The 19492-nt window shown below is 61.3% G+C and carries 21 protein-coding genes; 7 read left to right on the top strand and 14 right to left on the bottom strand.

Features of this window, described 5'->3' with window-relative positions; all coding sequences use genetic code 11:
• Positions 1-102: 102 nt before the first annotated feature.
• A complete protein-coding gene (locus B3C1_RS11695) occupies positions 103-1017 on the top strand; it encodes an AraC family transcriptional regulator (protein WP_008485022.1) in 915 nt (304 codons plus the stop codon).
• On the opposite strand, the gene yjjG is transcribed toward B3C1_RS11695, so the two are convergent.
• The 5 genes from yjjG to bioB are packed head-to-tail and all read right to left on the bottom strand — an operon-like array spanning position 999 to position 5180.
• A complete protein-coding gene (yjjG, locus tag B3C1_RS11700) occupies positions 999-1667 on the bottom strand; it encodes a pyrimidine 5'-nucleotidase (RefSeq protein WP_008485023.1) in 669 nt (222 codons plus the stop codon). The two genes, B3C1_RS11695 and yjjG, sit on opposite strands and share 19 nt — an antisense overlap.
• A 30-nt stretch (positions 1668-1697) precedes the next feature.
• The gene (gene bioD / locus B3C1_RS11705; protein ID WP_008485024.1) at positions 1698-2339 is read right to left on the bottom strand and encodes a dethiobiotin synthase; all 642 of its coding nucleotides are present in this window, start codon (positions 2337-2339) and stop codon (positions 1698-1700) included.
• A complete protein-coding gene (locus B3C1_RS11710) occupies positions 2318-3055 on the bottom strand; it encodes a methyltransferase domain-containing protein (protein ID WP_008485025.1) in 738 nt (245 codons plus the stop codon). Before B3C1_RS11710 ends, bioD begins: the two co-directional genes overlap by 22 nt.
• Positions 3042-4145, bottom strand: a complete 1104-nt coding sequence (locus B3C1_RS11715) for an aminotransferase class I/II-fold pyridoxal phosphate-dependent enzyme (protein ID WP_008485026.1) — start codon at positions 4143-4145, stop codon at positions 3042-3044. Before B3C1_RS11715 ends, B3C1_RS11710 begins: the two co-directional genes overlap by 14 nt.
• Positions 4146-5180: a biotin synthase BioB gene (gene bioB, locus B3C1_RS11720; protein ID WP_008485027.1), complete on the bottom strand. Its 1035-nt coding sequence runs from the start codon at positions 5178-5180 to the stop codon at positions 4146-4148.
• Between the two features lie 104 nt (positions 5181-5284).
• On the opposite strand from bioB, the gene bioA reads away from it, so the two are divergent.
• Positions 5285-6550, top strand: a complete 1266-nt coding sequence (bioA, locus tag B3C1_RS11725) for an adenosylmethionine--8-amino-7-oxononanoate transaminase (protein WP_083858323.1) — start codon at positions 5285-5287, stop codon at positions 6548-6550.
• Between the two features lie 27 nt (positions 6551-6577).
• Here bioA and B3C1_RS11730 read toward each other — a convergent pair whose 3' ends face one another.
• Genes B3C1_RS11730 through B3C1_RS11745 form a run of 4 tightly spaced genes read right to left on the bottom strand, consistent with a single transcriptional unit; the run spans position 6578 to position 9605 of the window.
• Positions 6578-6829: a lipoprotein gene (locus B3C1_RS11730; protein WP_008485029.1), complete on the bottom strand. Its 252-nt coding sequence runs from the start codon at positions 6827-6829 to the stop codon at positions 6578-6580.
• 42 nt (positions 6830-6871) lie between these two features.
• On the bottom strand, positions 6872-7639 hold the full coding sequence (locus B3C1_RS11735; RefSeq protein ID WP_008485031.1) for an SAM-dependent methyltransferase: 768 nt from the start codon (positions 7637-7639) through the stop codon (positions 6872-6874).
• Positions 7636-9357, bottom strand: coding sequence for a tetratricopeptide repeat-containing diguanylate cyclase (locus B3C1_RS11740; protein ID WP_035481982.1), 1722 nt, complete (start codon positions 9355-9357; stop codon positions 7636-7638). The genes B3C1_RS11735 and B3C1_RS11740 overlap by 4 nt, the downstream gene beginning before the upstream one ends.
• Positions 9358-9389: 32 nt before the next feature.
• Positions 9390-9605 (bottom strand): hypothetical protein, encoded by a 216-nt coding sequence (locus B3C1_RS11745; protein WP_008485033.1) that lies wholly within the window; start codon positions 9603-9605, stop codon positions 9390-9392.
• 163 nt (positions 9606-9768) lie between these two features.
• On the opposite strand from B3C1_RS11745, the gene asnS reads away from it, so the two are divergent.
• From asnS to B3C1_RS11760, 3 genes are all read left to right on the top strand, one after another.
• Entirely contained in the window at positions 9769-11169 is a 1401-nt protein-coding gene (gene asnS, locus B3C1_RS11750; protein WP_008485034.1) for an asparagine--tRNA ligase, read from the top strand.
• Between the two features lie 86 nt (positions 11170-11255).
• A complete protein-coding gene (locus tag B3C1_RS11755) occupies positions 11256-11849 on the top strand; it encodes a LemA family protein (RefSeq protein WP_008485036.1) in 594 nt (197 codons plus the stop codon).
• A gap of 3 nt (positions 11850-11852) precedes the next feature.
• Positions 11853-13652, top strand: a complete 1800-nt coding sequence (locus tag B3C1_RS11760) for a M48 family metallopeptidase (RefSeq protein WP_008485037.1) — start codon at positions 11853-11855, stop codon at positions 13650-13652.
• A 29-nt stretch (positions 13653-13681) separates the two neighbouring features.
• Here B3C1_RS11760 and B3C1_RS11765 read toward each other — a convergent pair whose 3' ends face one another.
• The 4 genes from B3C1_RS11765 to yejK all read right to left on the bottom strand — a co-directional run bounded on the left by B3C1_RS11765 (position 13682) and on the right by yejK (position 16727).
• The gene (locus B3C1_RS11765) at positions 13682-14416 is read right to left on the bottom strand and encodes a DUF6515 family protein (RefSeq protein WP_008485038.1); all 735 of its coding nucleotides are present in this window, start codon (positions 14414-14416) and stop codon (positions 13682-13684) included.
• A gap of 93 nt (positions 14417-14509) precedes the next feature.
• The gene (locus tag B3C1_RS11770; RefSeq protein WP_008485039.1) at positions 14510-14788 is read right to left on the bottom strand and encodes a PilZ domain-containing protein; all 279 of its coding nucleotides are present in this window, start codon (positions 14786-14788) and stop codon (positions 14510-14512) included.
• A gap of 12 nt (positions 14789-14800) precedes the next feature.
• Positions 14801-15625: a M23 family metallopeptidase gene (locus B3C1_RS11775; protein ID WP_008485040.1), complete on the bottom strand. Its 825-nt coding sequence runs from the start codon at positions 15623-15625 to the stop codon at positions 14801-14803.
• 88 nt (positions 15626-15713) lie between these two features.
• Complete coding sequence (gene yejK / locus B3C1_RS11780) at positions 15714-16727, bottom strand: nucleoid-associated protein YejK (protein ID WP_008485041.1); 1014 nt, start codon at positions 16725-16727, stop codon at positions 15714-15716.
• A gap of 65 nt (positions 16728-16792) precedes the next feature.
• Here yejK and B3C1_RS11785 point away from each other — a divergent pair, with 65 nt between their 5' ends.
• A complete protein-coding gene (locus B3C1_RS11785; RefSeq protein ID WP_008485042.1) occupies positions 16793-17017 on the top strand; it encodes a YejL family protein in 225 nt (74 codons plus the stop codon).
• A 63-nt stretch (positions 17018-17080) separates the two neighbouring features.
• On the top strand, positions 17081-18937 hold the full coding sequence (locus B3C1_RS11790) for a DUF3413 domain-containing protein (protein WP_008485043.1): 1857 nt from the start codon (positions 17081-17083) through the stop codon (positions 18935-18937).
• Here B3C1_RS11790 and B3C1_RS11795 read toward each other — a convergent pair.
• Positions 18908-19297: a diacylglycerol kinase gene (locus B3C1_RS11795; RefSeq protein ID WP_008485045.1), complete on the bottom strand. Its 390-nt coding sequence runs from the start codon at positions 19295-19297 to the stop codon at positions 18908-18910. The genes B3C1_RS11790 and B3C1_RS11795 overlap by 30 nt on opposite strands.
• Positions 19298-19492: the final 195 nt, after the last annotated feature.

Below are 19492 nucleotides of genomic sequence, written 5' to 3' on the forward strand. Positions count from 1 at the left end.
AAATCGAGGCCAAGAATACGGTAGGCTTTTAGGACGAACTATCACACCAAGTCCGCAATGATTGATAAATCGTCTGAGAATACTGTCACGGGCCAGGACAGGTTGAGCCAACTGCTGATGGGCATGCGCCTGTTCGGGGTCTGTTACCGCCATGTACTGGCCGATCCGCCTTTTGGCCTAAGCTACGCCCACCAGCCAGGGCGCAGCCAGCTGCACTTTGTCACCAAGGGTGAGCTGGTGCTGCGTACCGACAGCGGTTACCAGCTGCTGGCCGCCGGTGACGCCGTGCTGCTGCCTAGGGGACCTGCCCATGCCCTGCTGACCGCCAACGATCTGCCCTGTGCCGACATCCTCTCCTTGGCGGCCGATCCGGTCTGCGATCATTTTGCCTGCCTGGGTAACGATGCCAATAGCCAGCACCAGTTTTTCAGTGCCTGTATGGATATGGATCTGGGGCCCATGCAGCCGTTGGTGGCGCAGATGCCGGAGCTTATCCATGTGGGCACCCTCTTGGATAGATACCCCGAACTTGGCGCCATACTGGATGCCATGCGCCGCGAGTCGGCTTTGCAGCGGGCCGGGGCGGCGGGGATCTTGTCACGGCTGGCCGAAGTATTGGCGGCAACCCTGATCCGGGGCTGGGTAGAATGCCAGTGCACAGGCGGGGCCAGCTGGGTTCAGGCGCTCAAGGAGCCAAGGCTGGGCGCCCTGATGGCGGCGCTGCACAAAGATCCGGGGCAACAGTGGACTGTGGCCAGCATGGCGGCCCAGATCGGCATGTCCCGTTCGGTATTTGCCGAACGCTTCAAGGCCATGACCGGCTTGGCGCCACTGCAATACCTGACCGAGCTGCGCATGCAGCTGGCCAGGCAATGGCTGGAACAGGACAAGATGGCCTTGGCCGAGGTGGTGTACCGACTGGGTTATGGCTCCAGCGCCGCTTTTTCACGGGCCTTTAAGAAGGCCACCGGCCAGACGCCGGGGACCTTAAGATCGGCTCAGGCCAGCAGGGCCTGAAGCTCTTCAAGGGCCGCCACCTCATAGGTGGGGTTAACCCCTTGGGGCCGGTCCAGGCGATGGCGGTTGAACCAGCAGGTGTCCAGGCCCACATTGTTGCCTCCCACCACGTCCGCATGGGGGTTGTCCCCCACCATCAGCGCCTTTTGCGGCTTACCGCCCATTTTGTCGAAGGTAAAGGCAAAGATGGCCGGATCGGGCTTGGCGATACCGGCTTCTTCCGAGGTCACCACCAGATCGAAGACATCGCTCCAGCCGGCCTTGGCCAGGCGCCCGGGCTGCATGGAGGCAAAACCGTTGCTGATAATGCCAAGCTTCACCCGGCCCTTGAGGCTGTGCAGCAGGCTGTGGGCCCCTTCCATGGGCGGGCAATGGTCCACCATGGCGTCCAGGAACCCCTGGTTGAGCTGCTGGGGGCTGACCCCAAAGCGCTGGCCCCATTGGCTGAACCTGTCTTCTTGCAGGGTCTTGGCGTCAATCTCGCCCTTGTGGTAGCGGTCCCAGAGCACCAGGTTCTTGGCCTGGAAATCACTGAAGCAGGTGTCGGTCATGGTATGGCCGTAATCGGCCAGCAGACTTTGCAAACCACCCTTGGAATTGAAACGGAACAGGGTCTCGTCCGCGTCAAACAGCACCCATTGGTATTGCATCTTTAGCCTCCTGTGGTCAGGCCGGGCAGCCTAGCACGGATGCCAGTTCACTTCGATAGCAGCGGGGTCCGGCTGATGGCCGGCCCGGGCCAGCAGCGGCGCCCCCAGGTGGCGTTCCAGATAGGCAAGGTTTTCATCCAGCCGGTCCATGGGGCCCAGGCCACAGTTGGCCACCCAGCCGATAAGCTCAAGGCCGTCGCGGCCAATGGCCTCGGCACTCAGCAAAGCGTGGTTGACGCAGCCAAGCTTCATGCCCACCACCAGGATGACACCGCCGCCCCAGGCCTTGGCCAGATCGGCAAAGCCTTCTGTCTCATTCAGTGGCACGCGCCAGCCCCCTGCCCCTTCCATCAGCAGCCAGTCGGCCTGTTGGTGTTGCCAGGGGGCCATGGCGGCCAACACCTTGGCCACATCCAGGCTGACCCCGGCTTCGCCGGCGGCCAGGTGCGGGGCTATGGGCGGCGCAAAATAAAAGGGGTTGTGGCTGTCCAGGTGCAGCTGCAGGGTCGAGTGGCGCCACAGGCGCTCGGCATCGTCCCTGCCGCCGGAGGCGATGGGTTTTAGGCCCGCCACCTGTTGGCCCATCCGGCCAAGGTGGGCCAGGATGGCGCAGCTGATATGGGTTTTACCGGCGTCGGTGTCGGTGCCCGTTACAAAAAGGCGTTTTGCCATGACAGTAATCCAATTCGGTAGGTAAGGGGCAGGCCAAGGGCGGTACGCTGCCTTTCAAGGGCCGCCACAAATTGCCGGTAAGGGCCCTTGCCGGTCAGCCCCTGGGCCCGCTCCGGCACATGGTGGGCCCCTATGCCTTTAAGGCTTTGGCGCAGGCTCTTAAGGTCGGCAAAGTGCATCACAAAGTCCCGTACCTCAAGGTGGGCCTGGCTTGGCAGCATGGCCCTGAGCTGATGCTCTTGTGGCATGGCCAGTACATGGCCTCTGTCCCGGCCCCAGGCCTGGCTGAGCTCCTTGAGGCTACCGGCCAGGGGCAGTGCCACCAGGGCCTGGCCACCCGGCGCCAATACCCGGGCCAGTTCCCCAAGGGCAAGCTCCAAACTGGCGCACCATTGCAGGGCCAGGCTCGACACCACGAGGTCGACACTGGCCGACGCCAAAGGCAGCTGCTGGGCGTCGCCCTGAAGTAACAGCGCCCCGGGCGCCTTAGCAGCGGCCTGGGCCAGCATGTCGGCGCTGATATCCAGGCCCATCAGGGTATGGGCCTCAAGGCGCGCCAGGCAATAGCCGGTGCCGCAGCCCAGGTCCAAGGCCCGCGCCACCGGCCCCGGCACCTGGCTTAACAGCCAGTCCGCCACCTGCTGCTGCAAACCGGCGTTGCGATCGTATTGGCCGGCTGCCTGGCCAAAGGCACGGGCGACATCAGCCAGGGACATGGTGCGCCTCCAGGCAATCGAGGAGCCCGTCGAGCTGAGCCAGGCTCAGCCCGGCATTCAAGGTGATGCGAAGGCGCGCCTGGGGCACGGTCGGGGGGCGGATGGCCGGGCAAAAGTAGCCTGCGGCCAGCAACTGGCGTGACAGCGCCAAAGCCCCTTGGCTGCTGGCGCACAGCAGCGGCTGGATGGGCGTATTGGAGGCCAGTACCGGCAGCCCCCGTTTGTTGCAGCCGGCCTGGAAATGGGCCACCAGCTCGGCCAGTTTTTCCCGGCGCCAGCCTTGCTGCTGGACCTTATCGAGGTTGGCCGACACCAAGTCGAGGGTGGCAAGGGGCAAAGCCGTGGAGTAGATGTACTCGCGGCAAAAATTGTCGATGGCCTCTCCCAATACCCGGGGGCCGGCCACAAAGGCGCCTCCGGCACCCAGGGCCTTGCCGAAGGTGGCCATCAGGATATCGGGCTTGGCGCCCTGGGCTTCCATCAGGCCCCGGCCTTCAGCCCCCAACACCCCCAGGCCGTGGGCGTCGTCCACGTAGAGGGTCTGGCCCAGGGCTTTTAGCCCCGCCAGGTCGGCACAATCCCCGTCCATGGAAAAGACGCCGTCACTGACAACCAGGCTGGGCGCTCGGATCAGGCCCTTGAGCTGAGCCAGATCCAGGTGGCGATAACGGCGAAAAGCCCCGCCAACGGTCTTGGCCGGGCGGCGCAGGCTGCCGTCCAGCAAGGAGGCATGGTTGAGGCGGTCATGGAATACCGGCTGGTCGGCAAAGAGGGACAAGACGCCGCTATTGGCGGCAAAACCGGAGCAAAAGAGCCTGACCGACTCAAAGCCCAGCCAATGGGCCAGCCGGTCACACAGGGCCTGGTGTTCCTGGCTGTGCCCCGACACCAGGGGCGAGGCGCTGGCACCGCTGCCGCTGCCCTGCCCTTCGCTGGCCAAGGCCAGGTAGTCGTTACCGGCCAGGTCCAGGGCCTGTTGGCCCTGGACCCTGACCCAGCCCTGGCCCAGCCGTGCTACCGGCCGACTTTGGCGCCAGAGTCCGTCGGCCCGCGCTTTTTCCAGGCGCGGGCCTAACCATTGGTCGAGCATTTAGCGCACTTCGTAGTAGTTGGTCGGGGCGTTTTCCATGGCCACCTGGGCGGCCAGTACCGCTTCGGTGGTTTCGTCGTCGGCGTCATGGCGCTGTTCGGCATTGATGCCAAGGCGCTTGAACAACTGCAGATCGCGGTTGGCCTCAGGGTTTTTGGTGGTCAGCAGCTTGTCGCCGTAGAAGATGGAGTTGGCACCGGCGAAAAAGCACAGGGCCTGCATCTCGTCGGTCATCTTCTCGCGGCCGGCCGACAGCCGTACATGGCTCTTTGGCATCAGGATGCGGGCCACCGCTATGGTACGGACGAATTCGATGGGATCGAGATCTTCGACGTTCTCAAGGGGGGTACCCTTGACCTTGACCAGCATGTTGATGGGCACAGACTCAGGCTGCACCTCCAGGTTGGCCAGCTGCTGCAACAGGCCGGCGCGGTCGCGGGCGTTTTCGCCCAGGCCGACGATACCGCCGGAGCAGATCTTCATGCCGGCCTCACGCACATGGCCCAGGGTGTCCAGGCGGTCCTGGTAGGTGCGGGTGGTGATGATCTGGCCGTAGAACTCGGGGCTGGTGTCGAGGTTGTGGTTGTAATAGTCCAGGCCTGCATCGGCCAGGGCGCTGGCCTGATCGGCGCTCAGCATCCCCAAGGTCATGCAGGTCTCAAGGCCCAGGGCCTTGACCTCTTTGACCATGGTCATCACATAGGGCATGTCCCTTTCCTTGGGGTTTTTCCAGGCGGCGCCCATGCAAAAGCGGGTGGCGCCAATGGACTTGGCGCGGCGGGCCTCTTCCAGCACCTTTTCCACTTCCAACAGGCGCTCGCGCTCCACTTCGGTGTGGTAGTGGCCGGACTGGGGGCAGTATTTGCAGTCTTCCGGGCAGGCGCCGGTCTTGATGGACAGCAGGGTGCTGACCTGCACCTCATTGGGGTTGAAGGTTGCCCGGTGCACGGTCTGGGCACGGAACAACAGATCATTGAACGGCAGGTTGAAGAGGGCTTCTATTTCGGGAATGGTCCAATCGTTACGCAGGCTCACGGGCTGTCCTTCTTGTTCGTCTTAGCTTGGCTAGTGTAGGGATAGCCGTTAAGCTGTCAACGCCTACCAGTTGAACTGCATTTACCTTTGGTTGTTTTGTGAGCATTTCCGATTCTGATCGCCAGTTTGATCGCCACCATATCTGGCACCCCTACACCGCCCTTCGCGAGCCTCTGCCCACCTATCCGGTGACCCGTGCCGAGGGGGTCAGGCTGTACCTGGAAGACGGCCGGGCCCTGGTGGACGGCATGTCGTCCTGGTGGGCTGCCATCCACGGCTATAACCACCCTGCCCTCAACGGCGCCGTTACCGGCCAGCTGGCCAAGATGAGCCATGTGATGTTTGGCGGTATTACCCATGAGCCGGCCATTCGCCTGTGCCAGGCCCTGGTGGCCATGACCCCGGCGCCCCTGGACAAGGTGTTTTTGGCCGACTCAGGCTCCATCAGCGTGGAAGTGGCGCTGAAAATGGCGGTGCAGTACTGGCAAGGCCGAGGCAAGCCGGAAAAATGCCGCTACCTGACCCCACGCCGTGGCTACCACGGCGATACCTTCGGGGCCATGGCGGTAACGGACCCGGACTCGGGCATGCATTGGATGTTCAAGGGACTGTTGCCGGGGCATCTTTTCATGCCCATGCCCCAGGCCCCTTTTGACGGCGATGCCAGTGCCGATCTGGCCGTTGCCGAGCAGTATTTTGCCGAGCACCACCACAGCCTGGCGGCGGTGATCCTCGAGCCGGTGGTGCAAGGGGCCGGCGGCATGCGTATCTATTCCCCGGACTACGTCAAAGGGCTGAGGGCTCTTTGTGACCGCTACCAGGTGCTGCTGATCCTCGATGAGATAGCCACCGGCTTTGGCCGCACCGGCAAGCTGTTTGCCATGGAATGGGCCGGCATTTGCCCCGACATCCTCTGCCTTGGCAAGGCCCTGACCGGCGGCTACATGACCCTGGCTGCCACCCTCACCACCCAGGAAGTGGCGGACGGCATCAGTGACTCGCCGGCCGGCTGCTTTATGCACGGCCCCACCTTTATGGGCAATCCGTTGGCCTGCGCCGTGGCCTGCCAAAGCCTGGCGCTATTGAGTGAGAACCGCTGGCAAGCCCAGGTGGCCGCCATCGAAGCCCAGCTCAAGGCCCAGTTACTGCCGTTGGCCAAAGCCGAGTCGGTGGCGGCGGTGCGGGTGCTTGGGGCCATAGGGGTGGTGGAGATGAAAGACCCAGTTGACATGGCTCGCCTCCAGGCCCGCTTTGTGGAGCTGGGGGTGTGGATCCGGCCCTTTGGCCGGCTCATCTATGTGATGCCGCCCTACCTGATAACCCCGGACGACCTCACCAGGCTCACCTCGGCCATCAAAGCTGTGGTGTAAAAAAGCCGCCCTTAGGGCGGCTTTTTATCAGAAGCCTTCGCGGCTATAGACGGCGACAGTGTCGCCCAGGTACTGCACCGTTATCACCTTGTCGCCGCTCTGCCATTGGCAGGACTGGGCTTTAAGCACGGCATCACCGCAGTTGTCCGGTTTACCCAACACCGCTTCCACGTCCGCCTTTTTCATGCCGACACTGAGCTTGTCGTAGTTTTCCACCGTCACCTTGGAGCAGGCACTCAGGCTCATGACCAGAGCCAGGGGTAACAACCAACGCGTCATGGCGTCTTCTCCTTGCTTGATGTGGAGCAAGCATAATAGAGGCTACTGCAGGGCCTCCAGCCGTTTAATCCAGATTTCGTCCCGCGCTAAAGGTTCCGTTAAGGGAGCAATAACCAGGGTGCTGATCTGGGAGGTTTGGGCCCGGGGCAGATCGCCAAGGGCCAGGTGCTCTTCCCGGTGGGTTCCTATGGGCAGCTGGGCCGCTTCGTAAAGGATAACGGGATGATTGGGCGGGTAGTACTGGCTGAGCTTTTCCACCAGCAGCGCCAGCTTGGCTTGCTGGGTGTCAAAACGCTTGAGGGTCAGATCCCCGGTCAGCCCCACCTGCCACAGCAGCAGCAAGGCGCTGGGGTCAATCACCCTTTTGAAGATCAAAAACTGGGTGGCTTCCATGCTTTGTACACCACGCTGGCCCGGATCCAGGCCAAGGTCGGCATAAAGGCAGGCCTCGGCAGAGATCCCCGCTTCCATCCGGGCAACAAAACCCAGGGCCCTGGCTTCGCGAATGGCCATATGGGGCACGTCGGCAAAGACGCCGGGGTGACCGTAAAACACGGCGCAGACCTGTTTGCCCTGGTTTAGCGCCGCCAGTATGGTGTCGGTCATCTCACGGTAGGCCAGGCGCCGGGACTTATCGTCGCCGTAGCTGGGGTGCAGGGACTGCAGATCCGGGCGCTGGGTCTTCAGCCAGGCCAGGGCCATGCCATCCACCAGGGCAAAAACGGTGTCGGCACTGGCAATTTCACTCAGGCAACGTTCACTCAGATGACGGCCCAGGGTGATCCCCAGGCCAACAACCACCAGACTCATGCTGTACTTCCTTGGGCCTCGGCCACTTCAATGCTGTTAAAACCCCTTTCCTTGGCCTTTTCCAAGGCCAGGCTGGCAGCTTGGATAGCCTGCTCCAAACCCAGCTGGCCACCCGGAAGGGGCTGGATAAGGCCAAAACTCAATGTCATCAGCAGATCCAGGTTGGCATCTTCCCCGCCCGGATCGGCTCTTTGGCAGAAACGGACCCGATCCTTGGCCTCGTCCAGGTCCAGCCCCGGCAGCAGTATCAAGAATTCCGCGCCGCAGCTGCGTCCCACCAGGGTACCGGGTTCCATGGAAGAGCGCAGGCGATGGGCCATGCGCCTCAACGCCTTGTCGCCGGTGTTGAGGCCGTACTGGTGGTTGAAGTTCTTAAAGCTGTCGATGTCCGCCAGGATAATGGCCAAAGGTTCGCCTTTGGCCTGGCATTGCAGGTAAAGGGGTTTGGCCTTGTCCAGCAGGCCTTGGCGGGTCAGCAGCCCGGTCAAAGGGTCGGTCTGGGCCAACTTCATCAAGCGGCTGCGCTGGCGCTGGTTACGTACCAGCACCGCAAACAGCAGCAGGCAGATGCCGCCGGCCCCCAGCATGCCCTGGGTCACCAGCCAGAAACGCTGGCGGCCATTGCTGTCTTGCAGGTTCAAGACCTGGTTTTGCTGCTCGAGCATCTGGATACGTTGGCGTTGGTTTTCAAACTCCAGGCGGGCCTGCAAGAAAGCCAGGCGGGTTTGCTTGTCTTCCTGGACCAGGGCCTTGTTGGCCTTGACATAAAGCTTGTCAAAACGCACCAGTTCGTTGAGATCTCCCTGCTTTTGGGCCAGGGTCGACAACACCTCGTAGAGTTCACTTTGTTCGGACCACTGCTCCTCGGGGTTGACCATATCCAGGGCCCTGTTGGCCCAGTTGTAGGCCAGGGTGGTGTTGCCCTGGGCCAAAAAACTTTGGGCAATACCGATGCTGCTGCTGAGCTTGCCGGTGCGGTAATTGAGGTCGTCAAAGGCGTTTTTGGCTTCCAGATAGTAGGAAAGGGCCCGCTTGGTGTCGCCCTTTTGCAGGGCGTAGTGGCCCAGGAACATCTGGGCATCGGCAACGTAAATGGGGCCGCCGGAGACTTTGCAGAGCTCGATTTGCCGGTTGGCGGCGGCAAAGCCCTTATCCAGTTGCTCGCTGCCGGCAAAGACGGCCAGTTGCGCCTGTTGGGCTATACAGCGCTGGTAGTCGTTGCCCTTCTCGCTCAAAGACACCAGCTCCTGGGCCTTGGCTTCGGCTTCGGTGAACTCTTCGACCCGGCTATACATGTGGGCCGAGATGAAAAGGTAATCCACCTTGGCCTGCAGCTCGGTCAGTTTGGGGTAGAGGTCGGCGGCGGCCAGCATGTAATGAAAGCTTTGCTCCGAGTCGTTGCGGATCTCGGACAATTGCGCCAGCAGGTAGAGGGTGCGCATGCGCTTGTTGGGTTCTTGGACCTGGTCCATCAGGTGCAGCAGCTTCTCTTCTGCCTCCTCGTAGTGACCCACCAGTAACTCCTGGTGGGCGCGCAGCAGTTGATAGCGCTGGAACTGCTCGAGGCTGGCCTGGCCCAGGCGTTCTCCCAGTTCGGCCAGCATTTGTTGGGTACGGGGCGGGTTTTTCACCCGCAGGGATTCGGCCAGGCTGAGGTCCTCCTCGAAGGAGCCGCCCAACGCCTTGACACTGAAAAGCAAAGACAGGCCCCCTAACATCAGGAGCCTGGCCAGTCTCATTGGAGACAAAGTTATTCCTCGAAGCTGGTGATGACGATGTGGGTCATATTGACGTCCTCAGCGCCGGACAGGGCCTTGACCTTGTCCAGATCGCCGCTCAGCAGCGCGTCTTTCTCGGCCTGGCTCAGGTCGGTGTCGTTCAATACTCCCTTGGGGTTGTCCTGGTAGGCCTTGGCCAATTCGGCATCAGTGCCGAGCCTTTTCATAAAATCCAACAGCCCTGCCATGGTGTCCTCCTTGTTTTGTTAAGGTAACTTTTTGATTATCTGACTCTAATGTAACCCATTTTCTTATCTTGTAAATTGCCCCTTGCTGAGCCTTGTCTTGGCCCACCGTGCAGGTATGATGTCAGCTCCTTAACGAAGTTGAGCCAAATAAAAGGAAAAAGGCATGACGCAAGCGTCGGTAAAAGCGGTGCTGGCCGGGCAATTCCCGGTAGGTACCGAAGTGCAGGTTAACGGTTGGGTACGTACCCGCCGGGATTCCAAAGCCGGGATCTCTTTCGTGGCTGTCTATGACGGCTCCTGTTTCAATCCCCTGCAAGCCGTCGTACCCAATTCCTTGAATAATTACGAGGACGAGGTCAAGAAGCTGACGGCCGGTGTCTCCGTTACCATTACCGGCAAAGTGGTGGAATCCCCGGCCTCAGGCCAGGCCTTCGAGCTGGAAACCAGTCACCTGGACGTGCTGGGTTGGGTGGACGATCCCGACACTTACCCCATGGCCGCCAAGCGCCACAGCATCGAGTATCTGCGGGAAGTGGCCCACCTGCGCCCCCGCACCAACCTTATCGGTGCCGTGGCCCGGGTCCGTAACTGCCTGAGCCAGGCCATTCACCGCTTCTTTCACCAGAACGGCTATTTCTGGATGGCCAGCCCCATCCTGACCGCCTCCGACTGCGAAGGCGCCGGTGAAATGTTCCGGGTCTCCACCCTGGACATGGCCAACCTGCCCCGCACCGACAAAGGTGAGGTGGACTACAGCCAGGATTTCTTCGGCAAAGAAACCTTCCTGACCGTCTCTGGCCAGCTGAACGGCGAGACCTACGCCTGCGCCCTTGGCAAAATTTACACCTTCGGCCCTACCTTCCGCGCCGAAAACTCCAACACCAGCCGCCATTTGGCGGAATTCTGGATGGTGGAGCCGGAAGTGGCCTTTGCCGAGCTCAAGGACATCGCCCAGCTGTCTGAAGACATGCTCAAGTATGTCTTCCAAGCGGTGCTGAACGAGTGCCCGGACGACATGGCCTTCTTCGCCGAGCGGGTGGATAAAGACGCCGTGAACCGCCTGGAGAAGATGATCACCGCACCTTTCGTGCGTATGGATTACACCGACGCCATCGAGATCCTCAAAAACTGCGACAAGCAGTTCGAGTATCCGGTGGAATGGGGTGTGGACCTGCAATCGGAGCACGAGCGCTACCTGGCTGAAGAACACGTGGGCGCCCCGGTTATCCTGCAGAACTATCCCAAGGACATCAAAGCCTTCTACATGCGCCTCAACGACGACGGCAAGACCGTCGCGGCCATGGACGTACTGGCCCCCGGCATCGGCGAAATCATCGGTGGCTCCCAGCGCGAAGAACGCCTGGACGTGCTGGATGCGCGCCTGGATGAAATGGGCCTGTCCAAGGAAGACTACTGGTGGTACCGGGACCTGCGCCGTTACGGCACCGTGCCCCACGCCGGCTTCGGCCTGGGCTTCGAGCGCCTGGTGTCCTACGTGACCGGGGTGCAGAACATCAGGGACGTTATCCCCTTCCCCCGCGCTCCAGGCAACGCCAAGTTCTAAGACCCAAACCCCGCCCTGGCGGGGTTTTCTTTTTCCAAGCCAGCCCGCAAAATGGGCCTATTTCACGCGACCAAGGACGTATCTCGATGATAGGACTGATCATTACCCTCGTAATCATTGCCGCCCTGCTGTTTTGGGTAGCAGCCATCTACAACCAGTTGGTGGCCCTCAAAGCCCGTTTCGAAAATGCCTTCTCGCAGATCGAAGTGCAGCTCAAGCGCCGTTACGATCTCATTCCCAACCTGGTGGAAACCGCCAAAGGCTACCTCAAGCACGAAAGCGAGACCCTGACCAAGGTCACCGAAGCCCGTAACCAGGCCCTGGCTTCCCTGCAGGCGGCCAGCGGCCAGCCCGGCGACGCCGATGCCATCAAGGCCCTTGCCAGCGCCGAGAAGCAGCTGTCCACCAGCCTGGCCGGCTTCAACCTGCAGGTGGAGGCCTACCCCGACCTCAAGGCCAACCAGAACATGATGCAGCTCACCGAAGAGCTGACCACCACCGAAAACCGCGTCGCCTTTGCCCGCCAGGCCTTCAATGACGCCGTAACCAGCTATAACGTCTATCGCAAGAGCTTCCCCAACGTGATCTTTGCCGCTACTTTCGGCCACGCCAGCGACGCTTCCTTGCTGGAATTCGAAGACAGCGCCGCCATCCAAGCCGCCCCGAAAGTCAGTTTCTAATCCATGGATTTTTACAGCCATCAGGACCAGGCCAGGAGCAAGAGCTTCTGGCTGCTGGTGCTCTTTGCCATCGGCCTGCTGTTGCTCTCCACCGTCACCACCCTGCTGCTGGGCCTGGCCCTGCGCCAGGGCGCCGAGCACCCCGATCCGCAGCTGCCCCTGTTCAGCCTGACCCTGTACGGCTGGGTCAGTGGCGGGGTGTTCCTGGCCGCCTTGCTGGCCGCCGCCTTTAAGTACCTGGGTTTACACAGCGGTGGCCGCAAGGTCGCCGAATCCCTGGGCGGGCGCCGCGTCCTTGGCAGCACAACCAACCATCAGGAGCGCCAGCTGCTGAACGTGGTGGAAGAGATGGCCATCGCCGCCGGGGTGCCGGTGCCCCCTGTCTATATCCTGGGGGAAAGCGGTATCAACGCCTTTGCCGCCGGTTTTTCCATCAACGATGCGGTCATAGGGGTGACCCAGGGCGCCGTGGACCACTTCAGCCGTGACGAGCTGCAAGCGGTGATAGGCCACGAGTTCAGCCATATATTCAACGGCGACATGCGCCTTAACCTGCGGCTGGTGGCCCTGCTCTACGGCCTCTTTTTCGTGGGTAACCTGGGGCGCCTGTTGTTGCACGTGAGCGACAGCGGCTCAAGCAGCAACAAGAAGAACAACGGCGGTGTTTTGCTGGCCCTGGGCATTGGCCTGTTGATCATGGGTTATTTGGGGGGACTTTGGGCCCGTATCATGCAGTCGGCTATCAACCGCCAACGGGAATACCTGGCGGACGCCTCTGCGGTGCAGTTCACCCGCAACCCCCAAGGCCTGGCATCGGCCCTGAAAAAGGTCGGTGGCCACCAGTCCGGTTCAGTGGTCAGCCACAGCGCTACCGCCGAGTTCAGCCACCTGTTCTTCGGGCCGGCCATGACCTCCCAGTTTGCCGGCCTCTTTGCCAGCCACCCGCCCCTTCGCACCCGCATCCTGCGATTGGACCCCAGCTGGGACGGCCATTACAGCCGCTCAACCCCCAACCAGGGGCAAGAGGTCTCCAGCAAGGTCCAACCCAGTGCCACGGCGGCCTTGGCCGGCAGCGCCCAGGCGGCACTGGCCATGGCGGCGGCTTTACCAGCAGCCTTGAATGTGGCCAGCCGTGAACCCCTGGATGCCTGCTACCTTATTTTTGCCCTGTTGCTGGACGAGGACGACAACCTTCGCCAACAGCAGCTGCAAGGACTCAAGGCGCCGCAGCGGGCCCTGGCTTATTTCGAGGAACTGGGTTCCTTACAACCCGGCCAACGCCTGCCCTTGGTAGAAAAGGCCATCCCCAGCCTCAAAGCCCTGTCAGAAAGCCAATACAAGGCCTTTACCGACACCCTGATGGGGTTGGTGCAGGCCGACGGCAAAGTTAGCCTCTTTGAATGGTTGCTCTACCGGCTGGTCAGCCACCAGTTGGGGGCCCAATACAGCCCCAGGGTGGAAGCCAAGGTCAGGCCCCACAAGCTTGCCAGCCTCAGCAATGAAGTGGCCGAATTGCTCTCGGCCGTGGCTTGGCTCAGCCCCCATGAAGAAAAGGCCAAGCGCGCCTTCGGCATGGGGGCCAACAGTATGGGCCTGTATGGCATCAGCCTGTTGCCCGCCCCTGCCCCCAGCAGCCTGGGACCGGCCCTGACCCGGTTGCAGCAGGCCAGGGAGCCGGTGCGCCAGCGTTTCTTGCAAGGGGTGCTTAAAGCCATAAAGCAGGACGGCGAGATAACCGCCGAGGAAGGGGAATTTTTCCGGGTACTGGCCGTGTGCCTGGACTGCCCAGTAGCCCTACCTTGAAAAAAGCCCCGCCAAGCGGGGCTTTTTATTTACAGGTTCACCACCACAAAGCCGCCGCCGCGCAGGGCCATGAAGTAGACACCGCCGCACATCCAGTAGCGCCTGTTACCCACCCAGTACTCGCTGGCATCGGGGGGCAGCACCTGCACCACGGTGCCCACCGGCCAGATCAAGGTCGGATCCACCACCTGGTAGTAGCCGTAGCTGGGGTAGTAGCGGTAATAGCTGTCATAGGCGCTGTAAAAGGTGACGCCACCGATGATAAAGCTCACCGCCAGGCTAGGCAGCTGGCGCACATAGTAATGGTGGCGGTTGCTGTGCCAATAATGGTCATAAGGGCGTTTGACATGATAGCCCCGGCGTTCATGGCGATAGGGGGTGCTGTAGCGGTAATGCTCGCGGCCCTGCTGCCAGTGCCTGCCCTGGCCCTGATGTCTATCGCCTCTGTCCCATTGCTGGCGGTTGTCGCCACGGCGATCCTGGCGCCTCTCCCCTTTGTCCCACTGCTGGCGGTTATCGCCACGGCGTTCATGGCGGTCCTGGTAGCGGGGTGTTGCCTGGCGCGGCTGGGCGCCATGGAAACGGCCCTGCTTGCCGTCAAAGCGGTGGCGCTGCATTTCCTGGCCGCGCTGCGGCTGGTTGAGCTGCACCTGGCGCTGTTGCCATTTGGGTTCGCCTTGGCGACGCTGTTCGTCCTTACCGGCCAAGGCCGGCGAGGTTACCATGGCACCGGACAGTGCCAGGCTGATGGCGGCTTTCCACATAAGGCCCCCTACTTTGGGTTTCCCTAATAAGACCGCCAAAACCCGCCGATGAACACGCCTAGCGCCCCTTTGTTTAGGCAAAGCTCAGCTTTGTTAGATCTCGAAGCTGACCCCCACCACAAAGCCCTTGTCGGCCGGATCGCAGCGCACCACCATAGCCTCGGCCACAAAGGGCGGCAGATTCTCCATGCCCCCTTCCAGCTTGACCATGACCCGGGTACCAGGGTCGACCGCCCGGCCCAATATCAGGGCCATGCCCTTACCGCTAAGGTCGCTGCAGTGGCCTTGCAGCTGGTCTTCCTCTATCACCAGGGTAACCGGAGTGTCGATCTCCAGGCGCCGCAGACGGCGCAGTTCATCGATCTCTATCATTGCCTCTTTCCCTTAATGTGGCGCGCCCTCACCCTTGGGCATAGGGGGTGCGATAAGCGCCGGATCCAACCGCACCTCATACCAGTTAAGACGCCAATCGAGATGGGGGCCAGTGGCACGGCCGGTCGCGCCCACTTTGGCGATGGGGTCCCCGGCCTTGACCTCTTGGCCAGGGCTTACATCCAGGGCCGACAGGTGCAAAAAGGTAGAGCTGACCCCGTGGCCGTGGTCGAGGATAAGGGTACCGCCGGAAAAGTAGAGATCGGGCTCGGCCAACACCACCTTGCCGGCCCAGGGGGCCAACACCTGGGTGCCGGTAGGTGCTGCCACATCCACCCCGAAGTGAGGCGCCTTGGGGGTGCCGTTATAGATACGCTGGGACCCGTAAACACCGGTGATGGGGCCGGTCAGGGGCCAGCGCAGGGGGGCGGTGAAATCCAGGCGATTTGAGGTTTCGGCGCGGACCTTGGCCACCTTGGCCGCTTCCATGCGAATACGTGCCTGCACCGCCTCTGGCGGATTGACGGTGCGCTCCGGTACGCCATTGACCTTTTGCAGCCGGTACTGGCGGGTCTTGGGCACCAATTTTCTGTGGGCACTGTCATCCCCCAAGGCCACCGCCAACAGGTGCGGGCCCTTATCGTCCCGCCCAAAGCCCAGCACAAAGTCCCCCTGGGGGCTTGTCTTCAGGACCTTGCCGTCCAGGGTCACTTTGGCACCGGGGGCGGTCTTGCCCCTGATCAGCGCCCCTTGTTCTATGGGGCCGTCAAGGTTCAGGGGCAAGGCCAGGCTGGCCAGGGGGGCAAATAACAGGCTTAACAGGGCATAGGATTTCATTGGGGCTACCTTGGTCTGACTTGCCCCTACCTTAGCGCCAGGGCCGTGAATCGCAAGGCAACAAAAAACCGGCCTGGGCCGGTTTTTTTCAGTGTTCGCCCAGGCGGCGTTTTAGCTGGTCGCGCAGGTTGGCCGGAATGCCCTTGATGGTCAGGGTGTCGGTGGCCATATCGTAGATAACCCGTTCCCCCAGGTGTTTTTCTTCGAAGCTGATGGTGACCCCGGCGCCGGTGCCGGAAAATTTCACCAGGGCTTTGAGGGCGCTTTGCTCCACCGGGAACTTATCTTCCAGGCCGTAATCCCCTTGGGCGGCAAAGTCGGCGAAGCGGCTTTCCCCTTCCCAAGGAGGCAGGCTATCGGACAGCTCGGCAACGGTGACTTCCTCGCCGCTGGCCGCTTTTTCCTTGCAGTAACTGAATACCTGCTTACCAAGATCCTGGCGCTCTTCCCCCTCAAGGCCAGCGGCGGCGCAGTAGTCGTCTACTGCGGTCAACAGGGCCTTGCTCTGGGCCTTGGCGTCCACCCCTTCGACACAGCCAAGAAAATCCAGGAAAAAGTCGGACACCTTGCGGCCGGCCCGGCCCCGCACAAAGCTGATGTATTGGCGCCGCTCCGGCTCCACCTGCCAGGCGGTCAAATCGACACTGGCGGCCAGTTGCAGGCTTTTGAGCTCCAAAAAGCGGGTCTGGCCCAGGTCCAGGGCGTCGGTGATGGTGACCGACTCCTGGGCTTTTAGCTGCATCACCAGCAGCTTGTCCACCGCCAGGTGCTGGTAATGGGCCAGCAGCAGGTAACCGGTTTCCACCAGGCCATACTGGTTGAGCTGGGCCTGGAGCAGATCGGCGGCCTGCAGGCTAAAGGGCACAAACTCGCTCTGGCCGTCCAGGTAGTTGGCCAGGGCTTCGGCAAAAGACGAACCACTATCGTTAAAAGCGGCAAAGCCCTTGCCGGGTTTGGCCGCGTAGCTGGCGTGCAGCTCGGCGATCAGTTGGGTAACCGCTTCGGTGGCCGGCAGGGTCTGATGACGGGGGGTCACCACCAGCAGGCCTTCCTGGTTCAACTCCAGGCGATGAAGGATAAGGGCTTTGACGTTGATGCTCATAGGGTATCTGGCTGCTAAAAAGGGCGTGCTATCATAGCAGCTTTGTTGATAGACCGAGACGCATCATGCCCTTTCAATCCAAATACGATCCCGAGCGCATTACCAACCTGTCCAGCGACCTGCTGGGGCTGCTGAGCAAGGAAAAAGTGCCGGTGGATCTGGCCCTGATGGTGCTGGGCAACGTCCTTAGCAACGTGGTCAACGACAATGTGCCGGCCGGCCAACGGGCCGCCCTGGTCAAGCAGTTCGCCAAAACCTTGGAGCAAAGCGTGGTGGCCGGTCACCACTAATTGCCGGGCGGGGGCATTCAATGTGACAATGCCCCTGCCAAATCAACAACAAGCAGACAGGCAATGACGGGACAGGAAAAGGACGGGCTGGAGCCCAGACTGGCAGAGCGCATCTCCAGGCTGATCAACTGGGGACACTGGTTTACATTCTTCAATATCCTGCTGGCCATGGTGATTGGCAGCCGTTACCTCATTGAAAACGGCATGCCGGACACCGTCCTCGGCTTTATCTACACCCTGGTGACCTGGGCCGGGCACTTCGCGTTCCTGACCTTTATCCTCTTTGTCATCACCCTCTTCCCCCTGTCCATATTGATGCCCCTGCCAAGGCTTATCCGCCTTAGCGGCGCCCTGGTGGCCACCGCCGGGCAAGTGGTGCTGCTGGCCGATACCTTCGTGTTCAGCCAGTACCGTTTGCACCTCAACAGTTTTATCTGGGAGCTTATCGCCTCGGGGGAAGGCCAGATCCTCACCCGCCACTACCTGACCTGGATGGCCATGGGGGTGCTGATGATGGTGATCTTTGCCCTGGAGCTGACGGTGGGCAACTACCTGTGGAAGCGGCGCCATCGTTTCAAGGAAAAACGCCTGGGCTTTAACGTAGCCAGCTTTTTCGTGGTCTGCTTCTTTACCGCCCACAGCCTGCATATCTGGGCCGATGCTCGCCTTTATTACCCCATTTTGCGCCAAGGAGCGGTCTTCCCCCTGTCCTACCCGGCCACCGCCAAGAGCTTTTTGGCCCGCCATGGCCTGCTGGACATGGACGATTACCAAAAACGCCTGAGGGATGCCGAAGGCACGGAAAGCCTGCTCAAACTGCCCCAGAGCGCGGCCCCCTTTGGCCAGCAGGCCCCCCGTACCTTGCTGGTGGTGGTGGAAGGCTTAAGAGCCGATGCCCTGAGCCCCGAGGCCATGCCCAACCTGTGGGCCCTGAGCCAGCAAGGCCTGAACTACCAGGTGCATTTTGCCGGTTCCAACGAGCCCAAAGACGGCCTGTTCAGCCTCTTCTATGGTTTGCCGGCGGTTTACCAGGACGCCGTAAAGCTGGGGAAAGACAAGTCCTTGCTGGTGGAAAGCTATCGCCAGCAAGGGGATGCCATAGGGGTTTTTGCCTCAGACGGCCTGACCCAGAACGGCCTGGCCCAGACCGCCTTCCAGGATTTGGCCCTGCCCCAGTACAAAGGCAGTGTGGCCAGCCGTGACCAGCAGGCCTTAAGTGCCCTTCTGGACTGGACCGCCCAGCAACAGGGAGGCTACCTGGGCTACCTGCAATTAGGGGCGCCGGCCAGTTTTTCCACCCCCAAGGACGCCGTTAATCCCTTCCAGCCGGATTGGCAATTGGTGAACCTGGCGGAGCTGGATAACCAGAGTGAGGTAGCACCGGTCAAAAACCGCTACCTCAACGCCGTGCACTATACCGACAGCCTGCTGGGCCAGTTGATTGACGATCTCAAGGCCAAGGGTGAGCTGGACAAGACCCTTATCATCGTCACCTCCGACCACGGCATGGAGTTCAACGACACCCAATCCAACAGCTGGGGTTACAACACCAATTTCAGCCGTTACCAGACCCAGGTGCCTTTGGTGATCCACTGGCCAGGCATGGCGCCGGCCCAGGTGCAGCACATGACCAGCCACCAGGACCTGCTGCCGACCCTGCTGACCAGCGCCTTTGGCAGCCAGATGGCGGCCAGCCAGTACAGCTCAGGCAGCAGCCTCTTTGCCGACACCGGTCCTGGCTGGGTGATACTGGGGGATTTTCACCAGTTCGCCATCTTGCAGCACGACCGTATCCTGGTGATGGACAAGCTGGGCCAGTACAGCATCCGCGACAACGGCTACCAGCCTATCGACAGCGCCCATGTGCGGGTAGGCACCCTGATGGATGCCTTAAAGGAGCTGAAACGCTTTTACCGCTAACGGCCACAGGGCCAGGCCCCACACCAGCACCACCAGGGTCAGGGACACGAACACGGCCGCCGAGCCGATGTCTTTGGCCCGTCCCGACAGTTCATGGTGCTCGGGGCCGATGCGGTCCACCACCGCTTCAATGGCCGAGTTCAGCAGCTCCGCCAGCAGCACCACAAAAAGCGGCACCACCAAAATGGCCCGCTCCAGCCAGGTTTGCCCCAGCCACAGCCCCAGAGGCAACAGCAACAGCATCAGTAAAGACTCCTGGCGAAAGGCCTCTTCGTTGCGCCAGGCCGCCAATAGCCCCTTGATGGAATAGCCGGCCGCCGCCTTGATGCGGGCAACCCCCTTTCGACCGTGTTGCTTCATACTGATTTCCCAGAAAAAGTTGCGTCAATTATGGCGCCCCGGCCCGGCCAAAGACAATAAAACGACCCCTTGGCAGCCAAGTCGGGCAAAAAGTCAGCAAACGACAAGCTTTAATGCAAAGAGGACTTGCATGAAAAGCGCGGATGAGTAAACTTGTCGGCGTTGCAAGGCAAGTCCCCACGCTTATTGCAGCAA

Origin of the sequence: Gallaecimonas xiamenensis 3-C-1 (genome assembly GCF_000299915.1) — a bacterium.
Lineage (GTDB): Bacteria > Pseudomonadota > Gammaproteobacteria > Enterobacterales > Gallaecimonadaceae > Gallaecimonas > Gallaecimonas xiamenensis.